Here is a 26493-nt window from a genome sequence, read left to right as displayed (position 1 = left end):
CTGTTGCCGAGAATGAATCCCCGGGCCGGCTTGGGCATGACGTAGCAATTGGCCCCATCGAAGCTGCCCTGGGGGCAATACGTGCCTGGCCGCGACTGGATGTAGTAATTGTTGTTCTGCACGAAGGCGGAAGCGCCAGCGGGGATCGGCTTGATGTAGCAGTTGGCTCCGTCGTACTGGGCCGCCAGCTGGCTCCCATCATGGTAGGAGACCGGCTGCGTGCACCGGATGGGAGTGCCATAGAGCAGCCTGGCGCCGTCCTTGTCCCGCTGCGTCAGCTCGAGCGCCCACGAGTTGGTCCCATTGCACTGGGGATAGTGCATCACCGAGGCGGAGTCATAGGGCGTCAGCGGACGCCAGTTGTTGTCCTCGAAGCAGGCACCAGACTCGGGCCGCGTGTGCTCATGACGGAAGCCGATCGTGTGGCCAAGCTCGTGCCGCAGGATGCCGGTGAGCGTGGTCGGCGGGCTCACGGAGAAGGCGCTCGAGTCGATGAGGACGTTGCGGCCCGACCGGGCGTAGTTGGGGAAGAAGGCGCGCGCCAGGTACTGGCCATTCACGTTCACGGGGTTCACGTCGAAGACGACGTTGCCATTGCTGGCGTTGCAGGCGCCGTCCTGGCTGGACACGTGGATGAAGTCCACCCGCGCCGCCCGCTCCCAGGCCCGGGCCGCGTCGGCCATGGCCTGCACCACCGTGCCGTACCGGGAGCCGAAGGCCGTGCTCACGCAGTAGGTCAGGTTCAACTTCTGGGTGTCATCCCACTTCGCGTCGGCGCTGCCCACCCGATGGACGATGAGTGCCCCCTGGCGCACGTACCGCTCGTAGAACTCGCGCAACTGCTCCCGGCTCTCCAGGGCCACGTCCCCATCCACGATGTAGGCGCCGCTCTCCGGCTCCTGGAACACGGTCGCCGCGAACTCCTCGAAGCCCGGCGCCGTCGTCCCCACGTCCTCACCCCTGGCCTGCTGGCTCTCCGGGGCATCACAGCCCACCAGCGGCAGCAGGGACAGTCCCGCCAGCACGCCGATGAGACGCCGTCGGGAGGAACAACGCGATGGATTCCGGATGGTCATGAAAGAGGCTCCTGAAGGAAGAAGGACGGTGAACGAGTTCCGCCAAGACACGCCTCTCTGCAGAGGTCGTGCCTGTCTCCTGGAAAACCCGTGCCTCTCTGCAACTCCCGGGAGGAAGGCATCTCCTGCTGCCTCGCGGGCCACACCCTTCCCCGCCCCGGGTTGCCGCCCCGGACACACCGTGGGCCCCCGGGCCTGGAAACACGAAGACCCCTCCAGGCGTGAGCCCGGAGAGGCCTCGTGGATCCCTCACTCCAACCCTCTCCCAGGGGGAGAGGGAGGAGCGTGGATTACTTCGCCAGCTCGATGAGGGCCGCGGCGCCCATGCCGCCGCCGATGCACATCGTCACCACGCCGTAGCGGCCGTTGCGCCGCTTCAGCTCGCGCAGGAGGGTGGCCACCAGGCGCGCACCGGACACGCCCAGCGGGTGGCCCAGCGCGATGGCGCCGCCGTTCGGGTTCGCCTTGTCCAGGGGAATCCCCAGCTCGCGGATGCAGTACAGCGCCTGCGCCGCGAAGGCCTCGTTCAGCTCGAAGACGTCGATGTCCTCGACCTTGAGGTTGTTCTTCGCCAGCAGCTTCTTCACCGCCGGCACCGGGCCCACGCCCATGATCTCCGGCGGCACGCCGGCCACCTGGTAGTCCAGGAAGTAGCCGAGCGGCTTCACGCCGAGCTGCTGGGCCTTCTCCTCGCTCATCACCACCGCGGCCGCCGCGCCGTCCGTCAGCGGCGACGCGTTACCGGCCGTCACCACGCCCTTCTGGTTGAAGGCGGGGCGGAGCTTGGCCAGGCCCTCCAGCGTGGTGTCCGGACGCAGGATGGTGTCCACCGAGACCGTCACCTGGTGCGCCTTGCCCTCCTCGTCGAAGACGGTGGTGGTGACGGGGAAGATCTCCTCCTTGAACTTGCCCTGCTCGCGCGCGGTGGCGGCACGGCGCTGGCTCTCGTAGGCGAACTTGTCCGCGTCCTCGCGCGACACGTTGTAGCGCGAGGCGATGTTCTCCGCGGTGGCGCCCATGGAGGTGTAGACCTCCGGGTACTTCTCCATGATCTCCGGGTTGGCGCTCACCTTGTTGCCACCCATGGGGACCATGGTCATGGACTCGGTGCCACCGGCCACGGCGACCTGCATCATCCCCGCCTTGATGGCCTGCGCCGCCTGGGCGATGGACTGCGTGCCCGACGAGCAGAAGCGGTTGATGGTCATTCCGGGCACGGTGTCCGGCAGGCCAGCCAGCAGGGCGGCGTTGCGCGCCACGTTCATCCCCTGCTCCGCCTCCGGCATGGCACAGCCGAGGATCACGTCCTCGACCTCCTCGGGCTTCAGGCCGGGGACCTGCGCCACGGCCTCCTTGATGGCGAGGGCCGCGAGCGTATCGGGCCGGGTGTCCTTGAACTCTCCCTTGTGCGCGCGGGTGAATGGGGTGCGCACCGCGCTGGCAATCACGACTCGACCGGGCATCTGTCTGTCTCCTCGCCCGGGGAGCGACCCCCGGGCTTCGAAATCTTCTATCAATGGATGACTTGGAAACTCGCTTAACGCCGCCGCCTCAGTTGCGCAGCGGCTTGCCCTTCTCGAGCATGTGCATCAGCCGGTCCTGCGTCTTCTCCTCGCCGCACAGGCTCAGGAACGCCTCCAGCTCCAGCTCCAGCAGCCGCTCCTCGGTGACGAGCAGCGACGGGCTGGTGTCGCCACCAGTGAGCACCCGCGCCAGCTTCTGGGCGATCTTCCGGTCGTGCGCGGACACCTGTCCGTTGAGCTCCATGTCGTAGAGCAGCATGTCGATGGTGGCGTAGCCGCTGGCGCCGGGCAGGCGGAAGCGGGTGGGCCGCGGCGCGCGGAAGCCCGCGTTGGCCATGCCGATCACCCGCTGCTTGGCGTCCGACAGCAGGAAGTCGCGGTTGGCGCTGATGCCATCGTTGGCGTTGAGGAAGCCCAGCTCGCGCGCCTCCTCGGCGCTGGTGGCCACCTTCGCGGTGCCGATGGCCAGGAACACCTTCTTGATGAAGGGGAAGGCGTCGAAGTCCTTGTCCGCCGAGTACGGGCCGTACACGTTGCGCAGCAGCTGCATGGTGCCGCCGCCGCCGGGGATGAGACCCACGCCCACCTCGACGAGGCCCATGTACAGCTCGGCCGAGGCCTGGATGGCGTTGCCGCCCATGGCCGTCTCGGCGCCGCCGCCGAGCGTCAGGTTGAAGGGCGCCGTCACCACCGGCACCGGGCTGTAGCGCATGCGCTGGTTGGCCGCCTGGAAGCCCGACGCCATGTTGCGGATGGTGTCGAACTCGCCGTTCTTCGCGCCCCACAGCAGCGCCATGATGTTGGCGCCCGCCGAGAAGTTCGCCCCATCGTTGCCGATGACCAGGCCGCGGAAGTTCTTCTCCGTCTCGTCCAGGGCCGTGTTCATCATGGCGATGATGTTGTCGTCGATGGAGTTCATCTTCGAGTGGAACTCCAGCAGCGTCACGCCATCGCCCATGTCCCAGAGCGTGGCGCTGTCATTGCCGGTGATCTTCTTGTTGCCGCGCTTGAGGTACTCCACGCGCGACGTGCGGGCGTTCTCCGGCACCACCTTCACGGACTTGCTGGGGATGTCCCAGTAGGTGTCCTTGCCGTTCTCCACGCCGTAGAAGCTCGTCCGGCCCTTGGCGAGCATCTCCTCCACCCAGGGGGCGGCCTTGAGGCCCAGCTCCTTCATGCGCTCCAGGCCCTTCTTCACGCCGTAGGCATCCCAGGTCTCGAAGGGCCCCAGGTCCCAGGCGAAGCCCCAGCGCATGCCGCGGTCGATGTTGACCACGTCGTCGGCGATCTCCGGAATCCGGCGGCTGGCGTAGGCGAGCACGTCCAGGGTGATCCGCTCGGCGAACTTCGCGGCCTTGTCCTGGCCGTTCATCACCGTGGCCACGCGCTCGCGCACGTTCTCCACTTCCTTGGCGGCGCCCAGCGACTCGTAGCGCACCTTGTTCTGCGGCCGGTACTCGAGCGTCTTCAGGTCCAGCGCGAGGATGTCCTTGCCGCCCGCGCTCCTGTCCTTCTTGTAGAAGCCGCCGCCGCTCTTGTCGCCGAGCATCCCCTTGGCGACCATCTTCTGGAGGAACTCGGGGATGGCGAAGACGTCACGCTCCTCGTCCTGGGTGAGCGTGTCGTAACAGTTCTTCGCCACGTGGCTGAAGGTGTCGAGGCCGACGATATCGGCGGTGCGGAACACGGCGGACTTGGGGCGGCCCATGGCGGGGCCAAAGATCTTGTCCACCTCCTCGATGGTCAGCTCCGCCTTCTGCATCTCCGAGATGGTGCGCATCATCCCGTAGGTGCCCACGCGGTTGGCGATGAAGTTGGTGGTGTCCTTGCCGTAGACGATGCCCTTGCCGAGCACCTCCTCGCCAAAGCGGTGGATGCTCTTCACCACCTCGGGGTCCGTCTCGGGGCCCGCCACCAGCTCCAGCAGCTTCATGTAGCGGACGGGGTTGAAGAAGTGGGTGACGAGGAAGTTCTTGCGGAAGTCGGCGCCGCGGCCCTCCAGCATGCCCTTGATGGACAGGCCCGAGGTGTTGGAGCTGATGATGGTGCCCTTGCGCGCGTGCTGCTCCACCTTGGCGAACAGGGCCTGCTTGACGGCCATGTCCTCCTTCACCACCTCGATGACCCAGTCACACTCGGCCAGCCGGCCGAGGTCGTCCTCGAAGTTGCCCACCTCGATGGCCGTGAACACCTGCTCGGACACGATGGGGCTGGGCTTCTGCTTGCGCATGTTCGCCAGGGCCCCCTGGGCGAACTTGTTCTTGAAGGCCTTGGAGGCCGTGTCCTCGCCCGGCGCCGCCTTGGGCGGGACGATGTCCAGCAGGAGCGCACGTACGCCCGAGTTGGCCAGGTGCGCGGCGATGCCACTGCCCATCACGCCCGCGCCCAGAACTGCCACTTTGCGGATCCGCATCGTCATCGAAAGAGGCTCCCGAATTGAAAAAGGATGGCACCAGACATTGCGCCGGTTGATTCAAAAGTCAACCGGCTCTTGAGGCCCCTGTCTCCGGCCGGTGGAGGGTAAGGTGCGAGCCCCCATGGCCCGACCCGATCCGCACTCGTACAACGACGACACCCAACCCGAGACCGAGAGCCTCACCTGGAAGGCGCGCGTGGACTTCCGCACGCGCCGGCTGCACGCCGAGGCCACCCTCACCCTGAAGGAAGCATCCGCCGGCCCGCTGGACCTGGACACGCGAGAATTGGAGATCCGCTCGGTGGTGGACGCTGAGGGCAAGCCCCTACCCTACCTGCTGTCGCCGCCCGAGCCCATCCTCGGCAGCCGCCTGAGGGTGGAGCTGCGCCCGGGGACGAAGCAGCTCACCATCCGCTACCGGACGTCCCCGCGGGCGAGCGCGCTGCAGTGGCTGACGCCGGCCCAGACGGCGGGAGGCGAGTACCCGTACCTCTTCAGCCAGTGCCAGGCCATCCACGCACGCTCGGTGATGCCGCTCCAGGACACGCCGCGAATCCGCATCCGCTACAAGGCGGAGCTGACGGTGCCCAAGGAGCTCAAGGCGGTGATGGCGGCGGGCTTCGTGGGGCGCGAGGAACAGGGTGTGGAGGCGGTGGAGCGCTACGAGATGCCGCAGCCGATTCCGCCCTACCTGCTGGCCTTCGCGGTGGGGAGGCTGGCGGCGAAGGAGCTGGGCCCGCGCTCGCGCGTGTGGGCCGAGCCCGAGGTACTGGAGGAGGCGGCCGAGGAGTTCGAGGACGTGGACGCAATGCTGCGGGCGGCGGAGGAGCTCTTCGGCCCGTATGACTGGGAGCGGTTCGATCTGCTGACGATGCCGCCGTCGTTCCCGTACGGGGGCATGGAGAACCCGCGGTTGACGTTCCTGACGCCCTCGCTGCTGGCGGGAGACAAGAGCCTGGTGACCGTGGTGGCGCACGAGCTGGCGCACTCGTGGACGGGCAACCTGGTGACGAACGCAACGGCCGAGCACTTCTGGCTGAACGAGGGCTTCACGGTGTTCGCCGAGCGGCGCATCGTCGAGGCGCTCTACGGGGAGGACGTGTCCAAGCTGCACGCGGCGCTGGGCCGGCGCGTGCTGGAAGACGCGATCCAGCACTTCAAGGCGCATCCGGAGCTCACCGCGCTGCGCACGCACCTGACGGGCGTGGATCCGGACCAGGCCTTCTCCCAGATTCCCTACGAGAAGGGATACCTGCTGCTGAGGGCATTGGAGGACGCGGTGGGCCGGCCGGCGTTCGACGCCTTCCTGAAACGATACCTGGAAGCACACCGGTTCCAGGCGCTGACCACGGAGCAGTTCACGGCGTTCGTGGAGAAGCACCTGCCGGGGGCGCTGGCGAAGGTGGACGCGGAGACTTACCTGAACAAGCCGGGCATTCCGGGCAGCGCGCCGGTGCCACGCTCGGAGCGGCTGGAACGGATGACGGGCTACAAGTCCAAGGTGCCCACGAAGGAGGACGTGAAGGACTGGACACCGGCGGAGTGGCAGCTCTACCTCCAGTCGCTGCCGCAGGGGACGTCGAAGGACGTGTTCCGGCAGTTGGAGGATCGCTTCCAGCTGACGAAGAGCCAGAACGCGGAGGTGCTGGTGTCGTGGCTGACGGTGTCGCTGCGAGCGGGCTGGGCACCGGCGCTGGGGCGCACGGAGGCCTTCCTGGGCGAGGTGGGACGCATGAAGTACCTCAAGCCGCTATATGGGGCGCTGGCGTCCACGTCCGAGGGCAAGGCGCTGGCGCGCAGCTTGTTCAACCGCTACGCCGAGCGCTACCACCCCATCGCCCGGGGTGCGGTCGAGTCCATCCTCAACCGCGCGTAGCCGCGAGGCGCACGGAGGCGGCGGGTTCGATTCCCGCCGCTTCCACACTCAGAAGCTCAGTAATCCCGAGGGGTTACTGGGCTTTTTCTTTGCCCTCGTTTCCGCATGTGCCCTCAGTGTGCTCCTTCGGCGCTTCTGGCCGGAACGGCGTGGAGCTGGGGCACAGGCCGGTCGAGCTGCTGCACTGCGCTCGCGAGCATCTCGGGGGACAGGTGCGCATAGCGTTCTGTCATCTCGATGGTCGCGTGCCCCATCAGCTCCTGGATCGCCTTGAGCGGCACGCCACGCATCGCGAGGTGGCTGCCGTAGGTGTGCCGCAGGTCGTGCCAGCCGATGCGGCCCTGCTCGCGGCAGATGTCCGCCTCGCGAAGCGCACGCTCAAGAGGGCCCTTCATGGTCCCGTTCGTGTGCGGCTGCCCGTCCGCCTGACAGAACACGTAGGGACCGCGCAGGTGCCGGTGTGCCTTGAGCGCTTCCAGGGCCGAGCCCGGGAGATCGACCGTCCGCTCGCGACCACCCTTCGGAAGCCCCGTCACCCCGCGCCAGATGGTCCGCCGGACGTGCAGCTTGCCGCGCTGCAAGTCCACGTCGCCCCACTGGAGCCCGATCAGTTCGCCTTGCGTATGTGTTCCGGAAGCCGCGCCCGCCAGACGTTTGCGAGAAAGAGCGCGACGAAGCACAGGCTGAAGCGCGCCAGTGCCAAGAGGAGAAAGCGAGGCTTCTGGCCGAGCGTGAGGAGCCGGGCGGGCTCATGGGGGTCGCATGGCTGGAGCGTGCCGGGACCCTCGCATCACGGCCGCTTTTCGGGTCGGTGAGGGAGCAGCCGGGAAACGCGCTCGGGTTGGAAGCGACGAAGAGCTTCAGCTACACGCTCAGCGACGAGACCCGCCCGGTGAGCGTGGCTGCGCGACTGGCCCTCAAGAACCCCGGTGCCGAGCCCTGGACGCTCGCGGGGGCGGCGCTGGTGGACAAGGCGGGGGAAGAGGTGGAGCTTGCCCGGTGGCAAGAGGCGCCCATTCCCGCGAATGGGGCCGGTGCCGTCGTGGTGGGCATCGAGGGGGAGCGCGCGCAGCTCGGCTGCCCCTGCACCCTCAAGCTGTGGGAGGCAACCGGGCCGCGCACCGTCACCCTTGAGAGCGTCACGTTCCCCGAGGGCAAAGCGAAGGGGCCCTGAGCACGGCCAGCGCGAGCCGTGCCGAGCCTCAAGGGGTAGCGCGCCCGCCAATCTCCGGGAAGCGCGCGTAGGCTCGTTTAAGCGCGTCCAGGTGGGCGAGGTTGTCCAGGTCGAGCGGTGCATCGGTGAGCTGCACAACCCACCCTCCCGACGCCGTGCGCCGTGATCGCGAGAGCAGGTCCGCGTCGCGGGCGGGGTCCGGAAAGCCGATGGCCCGTGCGGCAGCGGCTGACCAGTAGTTCAGCCACCCGAGGTGATGTGGAATTGCTGGCGAGCGAATGTGTGAGGGAAGATTGAGCGTTGGGAGTCCCCGGGGCGGAGCATGCGGTTGATCCACCGAATGGCGAACCTGCTGCGCCATCTCCGCCGCAACTCCGTTCGGCAGCACGCGCCCCCAAAATGCGCGCGCCCCTTCCGCCATTCCTTCCAGCACATTCGCTGCTGCCGCGATCACGGGCTCGCCTAGTGGCAGTTTTGCATGCACTTCAAACTGGTCCTGACCGCCCGCGCTTAAGAGTCCCGATTTTCCCATTCCCCAAACCGTCACGGGGTGACTCTCGTCCCCGTTGCACACGAGAGGGAATCCCCCGTCCTCAATGCTTTCTACGAGCCACGCGTCGCGCTGCGGCAATGCGATGGGTCGCCCGCCTTCGGAGAGCCGCCACTCCAGGCGCAAGCCGGGGAGCGCCCTTTCCATTCCATGGACGCTATTGAGCGCGCGGCGGTCGTTGCCCAAAAGAGCAGGCGCGTAGACTATGAAAATGAGAGTCCTCCGCCTGGTCATCGTGTGCACCCCGTAACAACAACATTGAGATTGAGGTCCTCATCGAGCAGCGCGTCTTTGTGCGCTTGGGTGCTCACCCCAACAACATAACCATATCCGCATGCCGCCGCAGCTTTTCGCTGCTTTTCTATTTGAATCATTTCCTTCTTGATCTCCTTGTCTTGAATGAAATCAGGGTATGCATCAAATCGATGGGTCTTGATCTCCCAGAGCACACGCACGCCGACTTGCAATGCATCGAAGCTCACACCGCCCACGAGCACATCCATTCCAGGATAACGGTTGGGCGGAAACTGATCGGCGCACTTGTTATGCGCGTAGTCCTCGCCCGCGTGCGGTTCCGGTATGGGCTCGCACCTGCGACGTCGCTCTCGTTCGGAGATGTCGGTTGGCCCCACGGGGGGGAAGTCCGGCCCTCTGGGCTCCGGCTTGGGCCTTTTTTCCGGCGAGGGTTTCTGCGGGGCGGGCGCTGTCTCAGGCACGGGCCGCGTTTCAGGCGCGGGCCTTTCCTCGGGGTGGCCCATATCCAGCGCATACGCATCCAGGGCCTCTTTGATGGCGAATCCCACCACCACCACGCCCGCGACGATCACCGCGCCCACGACGATCTCCGGTGCCGCCAAGACACAGAGTCCGACGCCCACTGCCGCACCTGCGGAGGCGACGGCGCATCTGCCCGTGATGTCCCGAAACCGAACCCGGTCATGGTCGAGGGCATGAAAGCACCGCTCCGCCAGCTCGGGCCAGGGCTCAGAAGCTTCGCGGACGGCGCACCGCCCCCCGTCCGTCCAGGGCAGCTTCGCTGCGCGCTGGAGGTTGGCGAGCCTCGGGTCGCGAGCCGCTGGCTCTCTTGGGTTTGGGGGGGTCGTCGTACAGGCTGAGAGAAAGAGCAGAAGTGCGAAGCACGCTCGGAGACGCATGGCCGGTCCTCCCTTGGAGCCAGGACCTGGCGGGTCCTGGTGGGGCCGTTCGGAGTATGACAGCGCGCCCCCCCCCGGCTACGAACGAGCGCGCCGGGGGCACGGAAGGGGGACGGGTGCCGCAGCCGCAGCTCGGGCCAGGGCGAGCGCCAACGCAGCGGGCAGCTCATCCTCGGGCGTGGTGCAGGAAACAGGGCGCCGTGCTCGCGTCGAGGCTTGCCTGCTGGGCTGGTGGAGCGCGCCAGGAACCGTAGCGGGACCCAGGCTCCAGACGAGAGCGGTCTGCTGCTACTTCTTCCGACGTACTGCCGGAGGCTTCGGACGTGTTAGAGCAAATTCAGCATCGCGCACGTCGCTACACCTCACGTAGTTCGCGTCATTCGCCCGCCCTGTGCGGTGCGGCAAATTGAGTTCTCGGCACTTGCGGCACCAACTCTGGATGCCGTCTGGGTGGTTGTCGGTAATCCGTGGGTTTGTCGTGCCGAACTCTTCAGGTCGCCTGAACGCATGATGATCGGTAGCGACCCCGGAGCAGTTGGGGCACGACTTGAACCACTTCCTCTTGCTGTCAATGCTGGACCGCAAAACTTCGCCACAGTCGTCGCAGTAGTTGCCTGCCCCTGGTAGCTCGTTCGCATCCGACATGCCCACGACGGTAGCCCAATCTCGTCGCCATGCTCCAGGTGTGCAACAACCGCCGTCCCTACGGATGGGTGGTGAGACGGGGGGCGCATGTGCCCCCAGTGTGCCCCGCCAGCGGGAAAAGGGGCGGAACACAAGGGCACAGGGTGGGACGGGACGGGATGACGAACCCCAGGAGAATCAAGGCGATAGCGGGTAACAGCGCGTCCTGCCTAGGGTTTTCCATCGCCTCGTTCACGGGTTCGATTCCCGCCGCCTTTACTGCGCGTCAGATGCGGACGCGGATGCCCAGCGAGTAGACGCTCTCCTCGTAGCGCACGTCGCGGGGGTAGGTGTCGCCCTCGGGCGTGAACTGCCGGAAGTTCCGGAAGGGATTGCCGAGGATGTTCGACGCGTCGAAGGTGAAGCTGACCTTCTCCCAGGGCGCGTAGCTCGCCGAGAAATCGAGGCGCGACACGCCATCCACGTACTCACCCGTGAACCCGTCCCCGTCCGGGTTCTGGACGTAGGAGGTGATCCACCGGGAGCGGTAGTTGTAGGCCAGACGGGCGGAGAGCTTCTCGCGCTCGTACATCGCGACGAGGTTGTAGGACCAATTGGACACGCCGGGGATCCGGCCAGCCTCGCCCAGTTGGTGCGCACGGCACGGAGGCCGAGCACGCCGTCCACCCGCACACTGGTGAAGGCGACAACGACAACCACCCCTGGCCGGCGGAACACCTCTCGCGGCATGCCCTGCGTGCTATACGGTCCGCGGTCCGCTCGGCCCCCCACGAGACAGGCCGCGCGCATTCCTCTTCATGCCAGGAGACGTCGTGGAACGGACCCCTTTCGGTACGGCCCCAGGAGGACAGCCCGTCGAGGTCTATACCCTCACCAACAAGAGGGGAATCGAGGCGCGAGTCACCAATTACGGCGGAATCATCCTCGGCCTGCGGGTGCCGGACCGGGACGGCCGCTTCGACGACGTGGTGCTGGGCTACGACGCATTGGCGGACTACCTGGTGGAAACCCCGTATTTCGGCGCGCTGATCGGCCGCTATGGCAACCGCATCGCCCGGGGCCGGTTCACGCTCGATGGCCAGCCATACACCCTGGCAACGAACAACGGCGTGAACCACCTGCACGGTGGCCTCGAGGGCTTCGACAAGGTGGTGTGGACCGCGGAGCCCTTCGAGAACGAGCAGGGCATGGGCCTCGTTCTCACCTACGTGAGCCCCGACGGAGAGGAGGGCTACCCGGGGACCCTGAGCGCGAAGGTCACCTATACGCTGACGGGTGATGACGCGCTCGTCTTCGACTACCACGCCACCACCGACAAGGCGACGCCAGTCAATCTCACGCAGCACAGCTATTTCAACCTGGCCGGCGATGGGAAGGGCGACATCCTGGGCCATGTCGTCACGCTTAACGCGGACCGCTTCGTCCCGATCGATCCGACCTCCATCCCGCTCGGCGGGCTGCGCGACGTGACGGGCACGCCGTTCGACTTCAGGCGGCCCACGCCCATTGGCGCGCGCATCCGCCAGGACGACGAACAGCTCCGCAATGGGCAGGGCTATGACCACAGCTTCGTGCTCAACCAGGAAAGGGCCGGCGCGCTATCGCTGGCCGCGCACGTCCTGGAGCCCACCACCGGCCGGGTGATGGAGATCCACACCACCGAGCCGGGCATGCAGTTCTATTCCGGCAACTTCCTCGACGGCACGCTGAAGGGGAAGAAGGGCGCGGTCTACCACCACCGCTTCGGCTTCGCGATGGAGACACAGCACCTGCCGGACTCGCCGAACCAGCCGGACTTCCCCTCGACGATTCTGCGCCCGGGCGAGCACTATCACTCGCGCTCCGTCTACAGGTTTTCCGTCTCGGGCCGGTGAACCCAGGCGCCCCCTCTGGAGAAACGATGACGCTACGCGAACAGGTCGAGCAGGATTTCCGCAAACGCTTCGGCGCGGCCCCCACCGCGGTCGTACGGTCTCCGGGCCGGGTCAATCTCATCGGGGAGCACACCGACTACAACGACGGTTTCGTGCTCCCCATCGCCATCGATCGCGAGGTGTGGATCGCTCTGCGCCCGCGCGATGACCGCCGCGTCGTCGTCCACTCGCTCGACTACGACGCGTCCCTCTCCTTCGAGCTCGGGCGGATCTCCCACACCGGCACGGACTGGTCGGAGTACGTGAAGGGCGTTGCCTGGGCGCTGCAGGAAGCCGGTCACACGCTGCGGGGCCTGGAGGCGGTGATGACGGGGAACGTGCCGCGTGGCGCGGGCCTTTCGTCCTCCGCCGCCGTGGAGATGGCCATGGAGCGCGCCTTCGCCACCGTGAGCGGGCTGCCGTGGAAGCCCTCGGAGATGGCGCTGCTCGGCCAGCGGGTCGAGAACAAGTGGATGGGCGTCAACTCGGGGATCATGGACCAGATGATCGTCGCGGGGGGCCGCGAGAACCACGCGCTGCTCATCGACTGCCGCAGCCTGTCGCTCCAGCCCGTGCCCGTCCCCACGGGCGCCGTGGTGGTCGTGCTCGATACGGGGACCCGCCGGGGGCTGGTGGACTCCGCCTACAACGAGCGCCGCGGCCAGTGCGAGCAGGCCGCGCGGTTCTTCGGCGTGAAGGCGCTCCGTGACGTGGACTCACGGACCTTGTCGGCGCGCCAGAACGAGCTCGACCCGCTGGTCCGCCGCCGCGCGCGGCATGTGATCACCGAGAACGAGCGCACGCTGCAGGCCGCCGAGGCCATGCGGGCCGGAGACCTCACGCGGCTGGGCAAGCTGATGGACGCCAGCCACGACAGCCTGCGCGACGACTTCGAGGTGACCAACGACGCGCTCAACACCATCGTGTCGCTGGCACGGGCGCAGCCGGGTTGTTTCGGAGCCCGCATGACGGGAGCCGGCTTCGGTGGTTGCGCGGTGGCCCTGGTCGCGCCCGAGCAGACCGATGCGTTCGTCCGGACCCTCCACGAGAAGTACACCCAGGCCACGGGGAACACGCCGCACCTCTACGTGTGCCACGCCGCGGACGGGGCGAGCGTGCTGGAAACCCACCGGTGACGGTGCTGGTCCTGGGTGCGTCCGCCAGACGCGAGCACGTATGGCATTGCCGGCGTCCCGCGGTTGTTGCGCACCGTGCCGGACAAGGTGATCGGCCCCGGGCACAAGTGGGATCCGGCGCGGACGGCTCGCCGGATGTGCATTGATCCGATCGCCTGGGACCAGGGTGGCCCCCGGGTGCTCGGGCCGTCCTACACGCCGACACGGATTCCCCGCGGGGCCCCCTGAACCGAGCGGCTCGGGAGTCCGAGTCCGCCATCCTCGGGACGACCCAGGAACTACTTTCTCTTGTCCGCGAGGCGCGCCTCATCTGCTTCCTGATACATCTTGACCAGCGCGTCGGCGGCGGCCGTCGGGTCCTTCTCGATGTAGGCATACATGCCTTGCAACGCCTCGAGCAAGGAGTGGCGGTCAGGGGTCAGAACGCCCCCTCGGATCCACGAATCGTCGTTCAGGTACTTGTCGATCCAATGCAGGGCCACGCTGTAACCGACGAACATCTTATCCTCGTCGCTCAACCCGATGGCTTCGCAGAGTTTGAGCACCTTCATGATGGTCGCGGAGGCGCCAAACATCGTTGTAGGCGCATAGTAATCCTCATCCCGGTACTTGACGACGGCATGGCGATCCCACGGATTGATCCGTCGAAGAACGCTATGCAGAAAATCAGCGAGGCCGGTCGGGAACCTCAGGGTCGTGGCGAACTGGCCGATCTTCCATGTGAAGCGAGACAGCTCGGCATCCGTGCCGGACGCCATGCGTGGCTCTTTCTTGTTGTTCTCGTCGAAGTGCTTCTTGATGTCTTTCTTATACGACTCGGCGCAGATGACGAACGTGCCACCCAGCATGCAGATTGCCTGATCGGTCCAGGCATTGCTGCTTCTCGCCAGGGTATTGCTCACAAGAGAGAGCGCCTGCGCCGGGGTATGGCGCATCTTGGAGGAATCGAACACCGCCAACGTCCCGCTGTACGGGTGATGACCTGACGATGAATGCTGACTGGCGTAGGTATCGAGTTTCTCGAGTGCATTCGTGAGCGACGTGCTGGTTTTCTCCACGGATTTCTTGAGCGTCGTATCCAGCGCGATCCGGTCCCAGGTCCACTTACGAATGACGTGCTTGGAAGTCCCCGGCCATGGGATGATGTCCCATTGGGAGCGCATGCCGTGTTTGTCGACATCGGATTGGAGTCTGAGCGTCGCCTTCTCCGACTCTGACAATCTGCCGTAGTAGCCTCTGTATCTGAATCTGAGCATGTAGAAAAAGTAGAGCCCCAGAAGCAGGAGACCACCGGCGCCGGGAATACCCCGAAGCCAGGCCATGAGAAACAGAAGGAAAAGCTTGATAATCATGGTCGCACCGTCCAATGCGCTTCGTTCGCTGGGAAAACCCTTTTTGCCCAGATGACGATGAGTCCATGAGCATTGACTCGTGTCAATCCCTTCACGGGTGCGTTGGAACCTCCCGGGGGGTGCGCAGGTGAGTCCCGTGGAGGTCGTTGGCGGGGAACGTGGCACACCGCTATCGTGGCCCGTCATTCCCAAGGAGAAGCCCGATGAGCGGTACGTTTCAGGCCATGGTGCACGTGGCCGCGCCTCGCGCGACGGTCTACCGCGCGCTCACCGACCCCGCGGCGCTGCGCGCCTGGCTGGCCGAGTTCGCCGAGGTGTCCCTGCCCGAGCGGCGCTTCGAGTTCTGGGGCCGCTACACGCCGCAAGGCGAGCGGGGCCGGCAGCAACTGCTCATCGCCCAGCCCGACAAGCTCCTGAGCTTCGCCTGGACGCTGGATGGGACACGGACGAACGTCATGTTCCAGCTCCAGGACGCGGGGCCCTCCGCCACCCTCCTGGCCCTGAGCCAGGATGGCATCCCCCCCATGGAGGAGCTGATGGCGCCCACCGGGCGGCGCGACGGCCTGCACACGCTTCACACCTTCTGGGGACTGGCCCTCGCCAACCTCGCCGAGTGGGCCGAGGGGCGCGAGCTCACCCCCCGGTGCGACTTCAGCGCCAGCCGCTCCAACGAGATCCGCATCGAGCTGACCATCCCCGCCCCGCCCTCCCAGGTCTTCGACTCCCTCATCGACCCCGCGCGGATCTCCCGCTGGTTCGGGTGGGAGGCGGAGGTCGAGCCCCGCGTCGGAGGACGCATCACCCTGGGAGCGGATGGAACGATCTCCGAGTTCCAGCCGGGACGGCTCCTGGCCTACGCCGAGCCCGGGATGACCACGCGTTGGGAGCTGACGGAGGCCGGAGGAAAGACCCGGCTGACCTTCCTCCAGCAGGGCTTCCAGGGCGACGAGCTGGACAACGTGGCGCAGCACGAGGCGGGCTGGGCCGCGGGGCTCGCCGAGCTCAAGCGGCTACACGAGCTCGGGCCCAGGTGGCGGCCACTCATCGGGGAACTCGCCCCCCAGGGCTGAAATTGGGGAGCTCGCCCCCCAGGGCTGAATCCCCGCGGTCCTGAAGCCCTGAGCCTCTCTTCCGGGGATGAGGGAGCCGAGCCCGCGGCGCTGAAGGAAGCCGCCGAGGGCTCAGCCCACGCGTCCCCCGGGAACCACGACGAGACGTTGCCGTACTTGCGAGGCGTGCTCGACCAGACCGTTGTCCCGCAGCCGATCCGCCGCCCACGACACCGCCGCCGGCCACGAGGCCAGGATGGAGTACGGCACCACCGAGGGTTTGATGCGGTGGATGATCGTCCGGGCGACCAGCGCCAGCGTCGGAGAGTTGATGAGCGCCACGATCCCCATCGAGCACTGGCGCATCAACACGGCCTGCTCCCGCAGGAAATTCCACTGCTGCTCGCGTTGCTCGGACGTGAGTGATTGGAGCTGGCGGAAGTCCACCAGGGCGACGTGCCGTTGCCCCGGCTTCAGATAGGACAGGACGCGCTCGAACAGCTCCGCCTGTTGCGCGTTCGTGATGACGCGCGGAAACGTCACCCGGACCAGGGGCCAGAGTGAATCATCCACGGTAATCGGCGAAGTCGGCGAACGCATGCGAGGAAGTCAAGCGCTTCTCCCTCTTTCTACCATGACGCACCTGCTCACGCGTACACTTCATGACGGCACTCGTGGTGCGGGGCCGGGGGCCCCCCATGCCGTGGGCCGGAAATGCCACGGGCACCGCGGCTCCATGGGCCGAAGCCCGGGAGTGCGGTGCCCGCGAGAAGCGCGCCCCACGGAGTCACGAACGGACCCGGGGGGCTGTCGCGCCCTCTCTCAGTAGAGGTAATTCAGCGCGGTCTGGTCCGAGCTGCTCCACTCGCCGGACTCGGTCGAGCGGAAGCAGGAGTTCATGATCGATCCGCCCACCCGGGCATCGGTCGGCGTCCCGGGGATGTGGATGGCACCCACGTTGGAGGGGCCCTCGTTGGCGGCGGAGCCGCCGCAGCTGATGGACCGATCGTAGTAGTCCGTGTGGCGGAAACCGATGCAGTGGCCAAGCTCGTGGGTGATGACGTGCTCGTTCACGTCATCGCTGTAGTTCTGCAGCCCGGTACCGATATTGATGGTGCCGTAGGGCTTGCCGCCCTTGGGGAAGCCCGCGGAGCCGCCGGTGCCGCTCATGGTCTTCGCGGTGATGGTCACGCTGCAGTCGGCGGCCGAGCCCCGCGCCATGGTGAAGCTGAGCCCCTGCGAGTTGTAGTTGGCGATCGCCAGATCGAGGCCCGCGCTCAGACGGCTGTAGCTGTTGAACTGCGAGGTGGGGACGACGCAGATCTTCGTCACGCTGCTGCTGACGAGGTTGGTCGTGCGGTACTGCTCCGCGCCCTTGGCGGGCTGGAGCATCTCGCGGGACGCCTCGAGGGTCACGTGAGCGTCACGGCCCACGTACACGGCATCCTCGACGACCATGATGTCGTCGGCCGGGAAGCCGGCCTCGACCAGGTTGGAGATGATCTCCTGGTTCTCGGCCTGCGGATCGACACCGCAGCCCACGAGGGCAACACCGGCCAGCAACGCCATGGAGAGCTTACGCATGGAGGATTCCTTTTCGAGGGACAACAGGGGTTGGACGCGGCACCGCCCAACTGAGCAATCCCCGGGCCAACCCTCGAAATACCAGAAAACAAGAACTTAGCGGACAATACCTGCTCAACCCTGGAACATGGAGTTCCAGCCGCACTGGGATTTTCTGTAAAGAGCCCTGACGATTCCGGGTGAATCCTCTGTCAGCTCAAAGGGTTGTGCGCGGGGCTCCAAGACTGTCCAAGTCTCGGACACACTGTCCGAAACTCGGACAGCGGGCCCACGGGGACTACGGCCATGTGCCAGGAGCATCCCGGCACATGGCCTGCCCACTCGGAGCGCCACGGCGCTTCAGCAGGAGCCGCAGTCCAGGCCGCAGCTCGCGGCGGACATTCCCATCCCGCAGCGCTCCGTCACCTGGCACACCCCGTCCCCACAGCTGTAGAGGTCCGCCTGACGCACGCGCGTGGTGATGGGCGGATAGGTGACGCCATTCCAGGTGCACGACGTGTAGAAGGTGCCCGACGCATCACGGGTGCAGATGTCCTCGCACTGGCCCACGTGGACCAGGGGGGCACACCCCTGGAGGGTGCTCCCCTGGGCGCAGGCCCGCGAGGTGCTCTCACCGCTGCTCAGCGAGAGCCCGTCATTGCCGACGAAGAGGACCGGCTCGTTCTGGAACAGATCGCCGAAGAAGCAGCCTTCCCTGAGGCCATGACTCTCCAGCTCCTCGGAGGTGTAGGGGGTGGGCTGACCCTTTGCATCCAATCCCAACACGGAGATGGAGACATGCTGGCCGTAGGGATTGACATGCGCGGCCAGGCACGCGGAGACAATCCGCAGCTCCGCCGTCGTCGCCGGCTGGCCACTCGCCCAATCCGGCGCCAGACCCAGGGCACCACTCCAGGTGTACGTGGTGAGCGTCTGCAGGTTCATGAAGGTGCGTTGCTGTCCCGCGGGGACCGCGCATTGCACCACGTACTTCATCAACATGGCGTGGCGAGTCACGTCTTGATTGAACCAGGCGCGGAAGTCAGGCGCGTTCAGGCCAATGGCACTGAGTCCGTTGAGGTTGGTCCCATTGAGGTTGGTTCCGTTGAGGTTGGTGCCATTGAGCTCGATACCGTTGAGCTCGATGCCGTTGAGGCTCATGGCGGGCTGTGCCGTGGACTGGAGGGGCAGGGACTCCTCGGGGAAGGTTGCGTCCGGTGCGCAGCCCGAGGCGCCTCCCAGCAGGAGCACGGAGGCAAGGGCCCACGGGGCCAACACCCGTGACGTCATTCCGCTCGAGGAACCACGAGTCGGCAGGTCGTGCATGTTTTGAGCTCTCCGATGGATGGGGGTGGACAGCGCCACCATGATGGCCAGCGGACACGTTCAGCCGATGACACTGAAACGAGCTCTGTCTTTTCCCGGACAACAAGCTGGCTGAATTCCTGGTCAGCCAGGAATATCGGTTGGGTTTCCAACCGTGGGCTCAATACAGCGTCCCGCACTCGGCGATCCGTTGCACCCGAAGCGCGGCCAGCCGCTCCAGCGGCGCCGCCGCCTCCGGACCCTCGAGCGCCACCACCGCGCGGGCAATCGCATCCAGGGTGGACATTCCGGACGGGTGCGTGGGCTCGCGGAGCCGGAGCATTCCGGGCTCGGGCGGCGGCAGCACCAGCCGGGGGAGCGCCCGCAGCACGGGCAACCGCTGCGTCATCCGCCGCGCCTGGGACCAGCTCGCGTCCAGCACCACCAACTGCCGCGGCGCGGGGGCGTCCGGCGGCGCGGTGGGTCCATCGGGGTAGAGCAGCCAGGTGCCGGGCTCGGAGAGCAGGGCGGTGTCCAGGGACTCACCCCGTGCGCCATGGATGAGCAGCCTGGAATTCGTGAGCGCCAGCGCCGCCACCCGCCCGGTGTTGCTCTTCTTCCACGTCTCCACCACGTGCTGGACGAGCAGGAAACGGGTGCGCGTCTCCACCCGCGGAATCTCGGCACACAGACACAGGTGCGGCGGGAGGTTGCAGCGGGGACAGCGGGGTCGCTGGGAGACACGAGAAGACATCCTCCGGCATCCTGTTCCGCTGGCCCCGGGAAGAGAAGCGTTCGTTTCCGCTTCCACCCGGGGCCGCTGGCAGCCTCCTCGGAGGGCAGGGCGCTGCGCTCAGTTCATGTCCCACCGCGCGGCGATCTCCTCGCACGCCAGCTGCACGTCCCCCAACCGCCGCTGCCGGGCCTTGGGGGCCACGAACACCTTGCCCGCGAACACGTCGAAGACACGCACCAGCCGGTGGTCCACCTCGCCCTGCTGCTTCAGGTTCTGCTCGGCGAACAACTGGAGCACCGTGGCGATGTACTGCCCGGAGGTCTCGTCCAGCGGCGTGTGCTTGGAGAAGTAGAGCTTCAGCACCCCCGAGCGCATCACCCCATGGCGGTCCACACTGCGCAGGAGGAGCTCCGGCCGCACGTTGATGGCCACCCCCGCCAGCGCCAGCGGCGGCAGCCCCTCGTCCGCGGGGCTGGCCACCGCGTGGGTCAGCGCCAGCTCGCCCGAGGCCTTCAGGAAGTGCTGCAGGGCCTCGACGCACAGCGCCAGCCGGTGGGCGTCGAAGTCCGACCCGGGCTCCGCGTGGAGCAGCCGGTGCTGGTGGTAGCGCAGGATGGACTCGTCCCGGCCGTTGCTCAGGAACTCGACGATGGCCTGGGCCGCCTCCGGGTAGCGCAGGTACTTGGGATCACACGGGTTCTTCTGGGCGTGGATGATGCGCTTGCGCAGCGCGGGCCGGGCGGTGAGGTACTGGCCCAGCTTGTTGACCGAGACGCACGGATTCTCACGGAAATCAGCCACGGAAGACCCTTCCTTGCCGGTGTTGGGAATGAAGCAACACTACCGGGTGGGTCTGACATCTCCGGTCAGGGCGGCGGCCCGGGTACGGCCCTCCTGCCCAGAGGAGAAAAGGAGGTGGGATACCCACCTCCCCGGGTCACTTCGCTCGTTTCGCGTCCTCGAGCCGGCGAGGAGGGGCCGGACTCAATCCTCCGGGACGGTCTCGATGTGGAGCGCCTCGCGCGTGAAGCGGCTCATGCGCTCCATCAACGGCTTCATGACCTCGAGCGGATGCCGGCCGGACAGGTCCGCCGCCATCTCCAGCTTCTCCTTGCAGCGCAAATCCAGGCACAGGCTCACGCCCACCCGGCGCTTCGAGTTCACATCCGTGGTGAGCATCCCGATCTCGTCCGCCGTGCCGTAGGAGTGGCACCAGTCGCACATGCACGAGCCCGGTCCACCGCCCTGCGAGTCCCGGCGGAAGGCGACGCCCACGGGCAGCCGGCTGCCCTGCGAAGGCATGACCAGGAACACCCGCGTCCCGGCCGGCTCGGTCCACGCCAGGTAGTCGCGGACGAAGAGTGGGAATTTCAGGCCCGCGGGAAGCTCGAGCGTCTTGCGGTCCCTCGGGCGGAATGCCTGCAGCAGATCCTTCTCTGTCTCGATCCGGAACATCATCCTCTCCTCGGTGCTGCCCCATGTCCCGCCCGGGGCCGTCTGTGCACTCCCTTCATAAGGGCTTCAGCGGAGTGGGTGCACGCTTCCGGTGTGCGCGGGCGCTCGTCAGGCTCGCCGGAGGGCACTCGAGGCGGAGACCGCTCGCCCGCGACGCAACGGCCCGGCTCCTCGGACAATCCAAAGCGTGGCAACGAAAAGGAAGACTTCGTCAGGCCTGGAGCGGCCAGGCCCACGCGGACAGGGGAGCCTTTTCATGTCTGTGTTCTCGCGGAAGCCGCCGCGAGTGCCAACACGGGGGACGGTGCCTCCCGGTGGCCGTGTCCGCCCTCAGAAGTCCTCGGGCTTGGGGGCCGAGAAGTTGACGGCGAAGGGATCGAACTTCTCCTCCTGGCGCTTCTTCTTCTCGGCCGGGACCTTCAGGTACGGATCGATCTTCACCCGGAGATTGAACACCTTCGTGTTCTTCTTCGTCTCTTCCTGAGGCTGTCCGAACTGCTGGGACTTGTTGGAGGAGTCGCTCATAGGCCCTGGATTCTACCGCATGGCGAGCCCTCTCGCCGCCGCTACCGTGAGCTGGGAAAAAAACACCAACACCGGGACGGCATCCCACGGGTGGAGGACCGGGGCGGATTCCTCCAGGTGGAACCCCCGTGTTAGGAGTCGGGCTACCCCCACCCCCTCAGGTGATCCACATGCCCTCGACCCCCGAGTGGTTCATCGCTCAACTCAAAGCAGACATTCAATTGCTCGGCGCCCAGGGCGGAGTCCTCACTCCGTCCGTCTATGACACCGCGCAGGTCCTCCGCTACGCGCCCCCCGAGGATCCCCGGCCGGCCGTCGGGTGGCTGATGCGCCAGCAGCGCCCGGATGGAGGCTGGGGCTCGGAGCTCATGCCCCTGGCGCGGCACATCCCGACGCTCGCGGCCGTGCTGGCGCTGCGAGCCACCAGTGACACGCCGGAGAGCCGCAAGGCCGTGGAAGGCGGCATCGAGTTCTTCCGCCGCACCGCCGAGGTGTGGGCCTTCGAGGGCCCTCCGCCCGATGACATCCCCGTGGCCGCCGAGCTCATCCTCCCGCGGTTGCTGGAAGAAGCCGCCGCGGTGGGCATCACCCTGCCCCACCAGCCCTTCCAGTCCCTGAGCGCGCTGGGCACCCGGAGGCGGGGGTTGATCGCCCGGATGAAGCACCGGGCCGGCACCGCGCCCATCCACTCCTTCGAGGCGTGGGGCACCGAGCCCGACATGAACGTGCTCGATGACTCCAAGGGCGTGGGCAACAGCCCCGCGGCCACCGCGCACTGGTTGCGCCTTCGCCGGGCCGCCGCGCCCGGAGCCCGGGAGCTCCCGGAGGTGAGCGGAGGGGAGGCATTCCTCCAGGCGGCCGCGGAGGCCACCAGGATGGGCATTCCGGGCGTGGTGCCCACCGTGTGGCCCATCGTGCACTACGAGCAGTCCTGGAGCCTGCTGGCCCTGTTCTCCACGGGGCTGCTGGAGCACCCGGGCCTGCGCGACGTCGTGCGCCCCCAGCTCGACGCCCTGTACCGGGCGGTGCGCCCGGAGGGCTACGGCATGAGCGAGTTCTTCGTCTGCGACGGGGACATCACCTCCACCTGCGTCGCCATGCAGAAGGACTCGGGCTACGCCGTGGACGGCGGCCTGCTGCAGCGCTACCAGCTGGCGGACGGGCAATTCATTACCTACGCGCACGAGATGCAGCCCTCGGTGACGACGACCGCCCATGGCGTGATGGCGCTGGCGATCCTCGGCCAGGACGTGTCGCGGCAGGTGCGTTGGCTGGCCGAGAAGCGGGGCGCCGATGGCCTGTGGAGGATGGACAAGTGGCACGCCTCCTGGCTCTACAGCACCTCCCAGGTGATGCTCGCGCTGTGCCGCGCGAGGGCCACCGACGTGGTGCGGCCCGCGGCGGAGGCCCTGCTCCGGGCCCAGCACGCCGGGGGCGGATGGGGCATGGCGTCCACGCCCTCGCTCCTGGAGACGGCCTATGCCGTCCATGCCCTGCGCGCCCTGCGGGACCAGGGCCTCTTCGGGCCCGAGGTGAAGCGCGCCCTCCAGCGGGCCGCCCGGTGGATGGAGGCCCAGAAGGACGTGCCCCCGGAGCAGCAGGAGATGCTCTGGACCGGTAAGGAGCTCTACCGGCCCTTCCGGTTGGATCGCGTCTTCGAGCGCAGCGCCATGCTCGCGCTGGAGCTCGACCGGGACAGCCTGGCGGAGTGAGACGGCCGGAGGGGCCCGCGCTACGAGCGCGGGCCTTCCTGCTCCTGCAAGCCGTAGCCCGCGACGATGCTGGAGACCTGCTCCGCCACGCTCCGCACCCGCGCGAGCACGTCGTCCGAGGCGCGCAGCTGGTTCATCGTCTGATCCATGCCCTTGGACAGATCGTTCACGGCCTCGAAGATCTGCGCGATGCCCACGTCCTGCTGGCTCACGGCGACGGTGATCTGCCGCACCGAGGAGGCGTTCTCCCGGACGATGCCGGAGAGCTGCTGCACCTGGGTGCTGAAGTCGCGGATCTGCCGCAGGCTCACCTCGACGCGATCCGAGCCCTGATCCATCATGGTCATCGTGGAGAGGATGGCGTTGCTGATGTCCTGGAGGATCTCGGTGATGTCGCGGGTGGCCTTGATGGACTGATCGGCCAGCGTGCGGATCTCCCGCGCCACCACGCCGAAGCCCTTGCCGGCCTCGCCGGAGCGCACCGCCTCGATGGCCGCGTTGAGCGCGAGCATGTTGGAGCGGTCCGCCAGCCCCTTCACCAGGGTGGTGATGTGGGCGATCTGCCGGGCCCGCTCGTCCAGCGAGCGGATGCTCGTGGCCATCTCGCGCACCTGGGAGCCGATCTCCTGCATGCCCTCCAGGCCCTCCTTGAGGGCGGTGTCGCCCACGGCGGAGATCTGATCCGCCCGCTCGGTCTGCTTGAGGATGGCCTCCGCCTTCTGCGAGGCGAGCACGGACGTGTGCTTGATCTCCTGCGCGGTAACCTGCGTCTCCTGGAGGGCGGAGGCCTGCTGCGTCAGCACCTCCGTCTGCCGGCCCGTGGACTGCCCGAGCTGCTCCGCCGAGTCCCGGAGGGCCTGGGCGGAGGACTGCAGCGAATTGGCGAAGGACTTGAGCTGCGCGAAGACGCGCGCGGTGGTGGCGGAGAGATCGCCCACCTCGTCGGTGGAGACCCACTCCGGCAGCCGCGGCCTGCCCTGCACCAGCCCCTCCAGGGTGAGCTGCACGCTCCGGGTGCCCTCCGTCTGCCGCCGCGCCAGGAACCAGGCCGCCAGCGCGGAGCTGATCAGCAGGTAGGCGCCCACCAGGACCATCGGCAGCACCGAGCCATCCAGGAGCACCTGGATGACCTGGCGCACCAGGGGGGCCACCTCGGCCGGGCTCACCTTGTCGAGCCGGCTCATCAGCATCTCATGGGCGTCGTACGCCTGCCGGCCGATGATGGTACCGATGGACGCCAGCGTGCAGGCCACGAAGATGGCGAAGGCGTACGGGAGGTACCAGGACTGGCGGGGCCAGAGGAAGCCATGGCCCTGGGGCATCCGTCCGGGGTTCTTGTAGAACTCCGCGAGCGCGTAGGGCTGGAGGATCTTCTCGAACCAGACCCGCTCCTGCAGCGTCAGCAGCGCCACCAGCAACCAGATGGTCCCCATGGCCCACGGAATGGTCCAGAGGCTCTTGCCGTGCCGCAGCACGGACAGGCCCACGAAGAGACCCGAGGAGAGCATCGTGGTGACGAGCGTGGTGGCGTCGATCACCCCCGGGACCTTGAGGATGCGCGCCAGCCGCGCGCCAGGGGGCTCGCCCGGCACCACCTTCAGGGCGGTGCGCACGGACAGGTAGATGACGAAGTACGGAACGGCGAAACCCATCACCGGGACCATGACCGGTAGCAGCACCTTGGAGACGTCGATCGCCTGCGCCCCGTCGAGCCCCGAGATGAGGATCATCAGGTACACCAGGGGCGGGATCCCGAACATGGTGTAGATCTGCTGCGTGATGACCATCCGGCGGACGATCGGGCCGGTGTCGTTGGGCGGAGAGTTGCTGGAGGCGCTGGCTTGCACGGGCCCAGCATACGAGGCTCCGTACAGACAGTGAACAGCCGGGGGGATGGAGAAGACCCGTCCGCCATCCCGGGCGGAACTTTCGAGTCTCAGTAACAGGGGAGCATCCAGGCAGGCGCTTCCCTCCCGCCGGTGACCCCGGGAAGTGTTCCGGATGCTGGCGGTTACGATGGCTCCGCGCCATGCCCAAGAACGCCGCCCGCCTGCCGCTCCTGTCGCTGCTCGCCCTCCTCCTGCCCCTGGGAGCCCGTGCCTTCTCGGTACCGGACCATGAGGCGATGACCCGGGCCTCCATCAACGCGGTGCTCGCGACGGGGGCGCACTCCGAGTTGGAGGCACACCAGGCCGCCATCGTGGAGGGCAGCCGGGCGGAGGACCTGAACCTCCACGTCAAGTGGACCGGCTACCACCACTTCTTCCACCCGGGCACGTCGCTGGACTCCGGCTTCCGCAAGGACTCCGGGGCCCGCGTGCGCATGCTGTGGGTGGAGGCCGAGGAGGCCGCGAGCAACGGGGACCTGGCCCGGGCCTTCGATCGCGTCGGCCACCTGGTGCACCACATCCAGGACATGGCGGTCCCCATGCACGTGGTGCCGGTGATGCACGGTCTGTCGGATCGCTTCGAGCAGCACGCGGCGAGACAGGCGGTCTTCCAGGAGGGGCGGGAGCTCGCGCCGCTCTCCGGAGAGGAGGCGCAGCTCGCGCTGGCCCGGGAGACGCTGGAGGTGGTGCGCATGGGCTCGCTGCCCGTGGAGGGAGGCGCCATTCCCTGGAGCGCCTTCTGGGCCGCGCCCGCCACTCCCGGGCCCGGGGCCTTCGGGGGCTATGGCGCGGTGGGCAACGCCTTCGACTCGAAGGAGGTGCGCTGGCAGGGACGGACGTGGAAGGTGGACCCCTCGGCGTACGACGACTTCGTGGACGCGCGGGTGGAGTCGGCCGTGGCCTACTCCCGCGCCTTCCTCCTCTACGCGGCGCAGCGGCTCACCGCCCTGGCGCAGGCGCGCGAGCAGGCCGCGAAGCCGCTGTGGAAGCCCGCTCCCGTGCTCGGCCTGGAGGTGTTGGGAGGTGCCATCACCACGCTGCGCGGCGCCGCGCCGGTGGCGGGCCTGCGTGCCCTGTTCCCCCTCCCCTGGTCCCTGGGACTCTCGGCCAGCTTCGCGCGCGCCCTGGCCCATCCGCTCGCGGGAGGAACCGGGGCGAGTGCCTGGTCTCTGTCGGTGCTCACGCCCCCGCTGCTGACGGCGCGGATCGGCTACTCGCGAGGGTTGGATCTGCGCGCCTCGGTGGGCGCGGGGCTGTCCTCCCAGGCGGGCCAGCTCCACCCGGAGTTGCCAGTGGGCCTGCGGCTCCACACGATGCTCGGCCGGCGGCTCTCCCTCAGCGCCGAGGCGCAGTACCGCGCGTTCGCTCCCCGCACGTCTCCGTGGGCACAGGGCATCGGCTTCATGCTCGGCACCGGCTTCACCTGGGGTGACAACTGAGCCGC

At 67.3% G+C, this 26493-nt stretch carries 23 protein-coding genes and 1 pseudogene; 8 read left to right on the top strand and 16 right to left on the bottom strand.

Features of this window, described 5'->3' with window-relative positions; translation table 11 throughout:
• The 3 genes from Q664_RS44840 to Q664_RS44830 form a co-directional block, all read right to left on the bottom strand.
• Window positions 1–1076 (bottom strand): M57 family metalloprotease (locus Q664_RS44840; protein WP_152622707.1); only part of this gene is annotated, 1076 nt, incomplete at its 3' end.
• Window positions 1077–1366: 290 nt separating this feature from the next.
• The gene (locus Q664_RS44835; protein ID WP_043411408.1) at window positions 1367–2539 is read right to left on the bottom strand and encodes a thiolase family protein; all 1173 of its coding nucleotides are present in this window, start codon (window positions 2537–2539) and stop codon (window positions 1367–1369) included.
• An 88-nt stretch (window positions 2540–2627) separates the two neighbouring features.
• Window positions 2628–5018 carry a 3-hydroxyacyl-CoA dehydrogenase/enoyl-CoA hydratase family protein gene (locus Q664_RS44830; protein WP_043411404.1) on the bottom strand — a complete coding sequence of 797 codons (2391 nt, stop codon included), beginning with the start codon at window positions 5016–5018 and terminating at the stop codon, window positions 2628–2630.
• 118 nt (window positions 5019–5136) lie between these two features.
• On the opposite strand from Q664_RS44830, the gene Q664_RS44825 reads away from it, so the two are divergent.
• Window positions 5137–6891: a M1 family metallopeptidase gene (locus Q664_RS44825; protein ID WP_043411402.1), complete on the top strand. Its 1755-nt coding sequence runs from the start codon at window positions 5137–5139 to the stop codon at window positions 6889–6891.
• Between the two features lie 113 nt (window positions 6892–7004).
• Here Q664_RS44825 and Q664_RS44820 read toward each other — a convergent pair.
• A pseudogene (locus tag Q664_RS44820) lies at window positions 7005–7511 on the bottom strand (tyrosine-type recombinase/integrase); the annotation flags it as partial.
• 5 nt (window positions 7512–7516) lie between these two features.
• Between Q664_RS44820 and Q664_RS44815 the strand changes: the two are divergent.
• Window positions 7517–8065: a DUF2381 family protein gene (locus tag Q664_RS44815; protein ID WP_075207689.1), complete on the top strand. Its 549-nt coding sequence runs from the start codon at window positions 7517–7519 to the stop codon at window positions 8063–8065.
• Between the two features lie 28 nt (window positions 8066–8093).
• Here Q664_RS44815 and Q664_RS55780 read toward each other — a convergent pair whose 3' ends face one another.
• From Q664_RS55780 to Q664_RS44810, 3 genes are all read right to left on the bottom strand, one after another.
• Window positions 8094–8849 (bottom strand): DUF5953 family protein, encoded by a 756-nt coding sequence (locus tag Q664_RS55780; RefSeq protein ID WP_075207690.1) that lies wholly within the window; start codon window positions 8847–8849, stop codon window positions 8094–8096.
• Window positions 8846–9451 (bottom strand): DUF6310 domain-containing protein, encoded by a 606-nt coding sequence (locus Q664_RS55775; RefSeq protein ID WP_326938793.1) that lies wholly within the window; start codon window positions 9449–9451, stop codon window positions 8846–8848. The genes Q664_RS55780 and Q664_RS55775 overlap by 4 nt, the downstream gene beginning before the upstream one ends.
• Window positions 9452–10679: 1228 nt before the next feature.
• The gene (locus Q664_RS44810; RefSeq protein WP_043411400.1) at window positions 10680–11015 is read right to left on the bottom strand and encodes a hypothetical protein; all 336 of its coding nucleotides are present in this window, start codon (window positions 11013–11015) and stop codon (window positions 10680–10682) included.
• Window positions 11016–11226: 211 nt separating this feature from the next.
• On the opposite strand from Q664_RS44810, the gene Q664_RS44805 reads away from it, so the two are divergent.
• The 3 genes from Q664_RS44805 to Q664_RS57045 are packed head-to-tail and all read left to right on the top strand — an operon-like array spanning window position 11227 to window position 13691.
• Window positions 11227–12288, top strand: coding sequence for an aldose epimerase family protein (locus Q664_RS44805; protein WP_043411397.1), 1062 nt, complete (start codon window positions 11227–11229; stop codon window positions 12286–12288).
• A gap of 26 nt (window positions 12289–12314) precedes the next feature.
• Window positions 12315–13463: a galactokinase gene (locus Q664_RS44800; protein WP_043411395.1), complete on the top strand. Its 1149-nt coding sequence runs from the start codon at window positions 12315–12317 to the stop codon at window positions 13461–13463.
• Window positions 13464–13478: 15 nt separating this feature from the next.
• The gene (locus tag Q664_RS57045) at window positions 13479–13691 is read left to right on the top strand and encodes a hypothetical protein (protein ID WP_084610886.1); all 213 of its coding nucleotides are present in this window, start codon (window positions 13479–13481) and stop codon (window positions 13689–13691) included.
• A gap of 50 nt (window positions 13692–13741) precedes the next feature.
• On the opposite strand, the gene Q664_RS44795 is transcribed toward Q664_RS57045, so the two are convergent.
• A complete protein-coding gene (locus Q664_RS44795; RefSeq protein ID WP_152622705.1) occupies window positions 13742–14815 on the bottom strand; it encodes a hypothetical protein in 1074 nt (357 codons plus the stop codon).
• A gap of 203 nt (window positions 14816–15018) precedes the next feature.
• Here Q664_RS44795 and Q664_RS44790 point away from each other — a divergent pair, with 203 nt between their 5' ends.
• A complete protein-coding gene (locus Q664_RS44790; RefSeq protein ID WP_043411390.1) occupies window positions 15019–15885 on the top strand; it encodes an SRPBCC family protein in 867 nt (288 codons plus the stop codon).
• 111 nt (window positions 15886–15996) lie between these two features.
• On the opposite strand, the gene Q664_RS44785 is transcribed toward Q664_RS44790, so the two are convergent.
• From Q664_RS44785 to Q664_RS44755, 7 genes are all read right to left on the bottom strand, one after another.
• Entirely contained in the window at window positions 15997–16464 is a 468-nt protein-coding gene (locus Q664_RS44785; protein ID WP_152622704.1) for a hypothetical protein, read from the bottom strand.
• A 222-nt stretch (window positions 16465–16686) separates the two neighbouring features.
• Window positions 16687–17448 carry a zinc-dependent metalloprotease gene (locus Q664_RS44780; RefSeq protein ID WP_043411384.1) on the bottom strand — a complete coding sequence of 254 codons (762 nt, stop codon included), beginning with the start codon at window positions 17446–17448 and terminating at the stop codon, window positions 16687–16689.
• Window positions 17449–17787: 339 nt separating this feature from the next.
• Entirely contained in the window at window positions 17788–18717 is a 930-nt protein-coding gene (locus tag Q664_RS44775) for a pentapeptide repeat-containing protein (protein WP_043411382.1), read from the bottom strand.
• Window positions 18718–18913: 196 nt separating this feature from the next.
• Window positions 18914–19486: a tRNA-uridine aminocarboxypropyltransferase gene (locus Q664_RS44770; RefSeq protein ID WP_043411379.1), complete on the bottom strand. Its 573-nt coding sequence runs from the start codon at window positions 19484–19486 to the stop codon at window positions 18914–18916.
• Between the two features lie 99 nt (window positions 19487–19585).
• A complete protein-coding gene (locus Q664_RS44765) occupies window positions 19586–20269 on the bottom strand; it encodes a hypothetical protein (protein WP_043411377.1) in 684 nt (227 codons plus the stop codon).
• Between the two features lie 183 nt (window positions 20270–20452).
• Complete coding sequence (locus Q664_RS44760) at window positions 20453–20923, bottom strand: FBP domain-containing protein (protein WP_043411375.1); 471 nt, start codon at window positions 20921–20923, stop codon at window positions 20453–20455.
• 330 nt (window positions 20924–21253) lie between these two features.
• On the bottom strand, window positions 21254–21448 hold the full coding sequence (locus Q664_RS44755; protein ID WP_043411372.1) for a hypothetical protein: 195 nt from the start codon (window positions 21446–21448) through the stop codon (window positions 21254–21256).
• Between the two features lie 170 nt (window positions 21449–21618).
• On the opposite strand from Q664_RS44755, the gene Q664_RS44750 reads away from it, so the two are divergent.
• Window positions 21619–23160, top strand: coding sequence for a hypothetical protein (locus Q664_RS44750; RefSeq protein ID WP_043411369.1), 1542 nt, complete (start codon window positions 21619–21621; stop codon window positions 23158–23160).
• A gap of 20 nt (window positions 23161–23180) precedes the next feature.
• Here the strand turns inward: Q664_RS44750 and Q664_RS44745 are convergent, their stop codons facing one another.
• Window positions 23181–25007 carry a methyl-accepting chemotaxis protein gene (locus Q664_RS44745; RefSeq protein WP_043411366.1) on the bottom strand — a complete coding sequence of 609 codons (1827 nt, stop codon included), beginning with the start codon at window positions 25005–25007 and terminating at the stop codon, window positions 23181–23183.
• A gap of 182 nt (window positions 25008–25189) precedes the next feature.
• Here Q664_RS44745 and Q664_RS44740 point away from each other — a divergent pair, with 182 nt between their 5' ends.
• Entirely contained in the window at window positions 25190–26488 is a 1299-nt protein-coding gene (locus tag Q664_RS44740) for a phospholipase C/P1 nuclease family protein (RefSeq protein ID WP_235217126.1), read from the top strand.
• The last annotated feature ends 5 nt before the right edge of the window (window positions 26489–26493 follow it).

This window comes from Archangium violaceum Cb vi76 (genome assembly GCF_000733295.1).
In the GTDB taxonomy this organism is placed as follows: Bacteria; Myxococcota; Myxococcia; order Myxococcales; family Myxococcaceae; genus Archangium; species Archangium violaceum.
Note: the sequence above shows the minus strand (reverse complement) of the source record. Positions and strands in the feature narration are given on the sequence as shown.

Excerpts from the sequence above, each read along its gene's own strand:
- Q664_RS44835 (WP_043411408.1), bottom strand. The coding sequence starts at position 2,539 with ATGCCCGGTCGAGTCGTGATTGCCAGCGCGGTGCGCACCCCATTCACC.
- Q664_RS44830 (WP_043411404.1), bottom strand. The coding sequence starts at position 5,018 with ATGACGATGCGGATCCGCAAAGTGGCAGTTCTGGGCGCGGGCGTGATG.
- Q664_RS44825 (WP_043411402.1), top strand. The coding sequence starts at position 5,137 with ATGGCCCGACCCGATCCGCACTCGTACAACGACGACACCCAACCCGAG.
- Q664_RS55780 (WP_075207690.1), bottom strand. The coding sequence starts at position 8,849 with ATGACCAGGCGGAGGACTCTCATTTTCATAGTCTACGCGCCTGCTCTT.
- Q664_RS44800 (WP_043411395.1), top strand. The coding sequence starts at position 12,315 with ATGACGCTACGCGAACAGGTCGAGCAGGATTTCCGCAAACGCTTCGGC.
- Q664_RS44795 (WP_152622705.1), bottom strand. The coding sequence starts at position 14,815 with ATGATTATCAAGCTTTTCCTTCTGTTTCTCATGGCCTGGCTTCGGGGT.
- Q664_RS44790 (WP_043411390.1), top strand. The coding sequence starts at position 15,019 with ATGAGCGGTACGTTTCAGGCCATGGTGCACGTGGCCGCGCCTCGCGCG.
- Q664_RS44785 (WP_152622704.1), bottom strand. The coding sequence starts at position 16,464 with ATGCGTTCGCCGACTTCGCCGATTACCGTGGATGATTCACTCTGGCCC.
- Q664_RS44780 (WP_043411384.1), bottom strand. The coding sequence starts at position 17,448 with ATGCGTAAGCTCTCCATGGCGTTGCTGGCCGGTGTTGCCCTCGTGGGC.
- Q664_RS44775 (WP_043411382.1), bottom strand. The coding sequence starts at position 18,717 with ATGACGTCACGGGTGTTGGCCCCGTGGGCCCTTGCCTCCGTGCTCCTG.
- Q664_RS44770 (WP_043411379.1), bottom strand. The coding sequence starts at position 19,486 with ATGTCTTCTCGTGTCTCCCAGCGACCCCGCTGTCCCCGCTGCAACCTC.
- Q664_RS44760 (WP_043411375.1), bottom strand. The coding sequence starts at position 20,923 with ATGTTCCGGATCGAGACAGAGAAGGATCTGCTGCAGGCATTCCGCCCG.
- Q664_RS44755 (WP_043411372.1), bottom strand. The coding sequence starts at position 21,448 with ATGAGCGACTCCTCCAACAAGTCCCAGCAGTTCGGACAGCCTCAGGAA.
- Q664_RS44750 (WP_043411369.1), top strand. The coding sequence starts at position 21,619 with ATGCCCTCGACCCCCGAGTGGTTCATCGCTCAACTCAAAGCAGACATT.
- Q664_RS44740 (WP_235217126.1), top strand. The coding sequence starts at position 25,190 with ATGCCCAAGAACGCCGCCCGCCTGCCGCTCCTGTCGCTGCTCGCCCTC.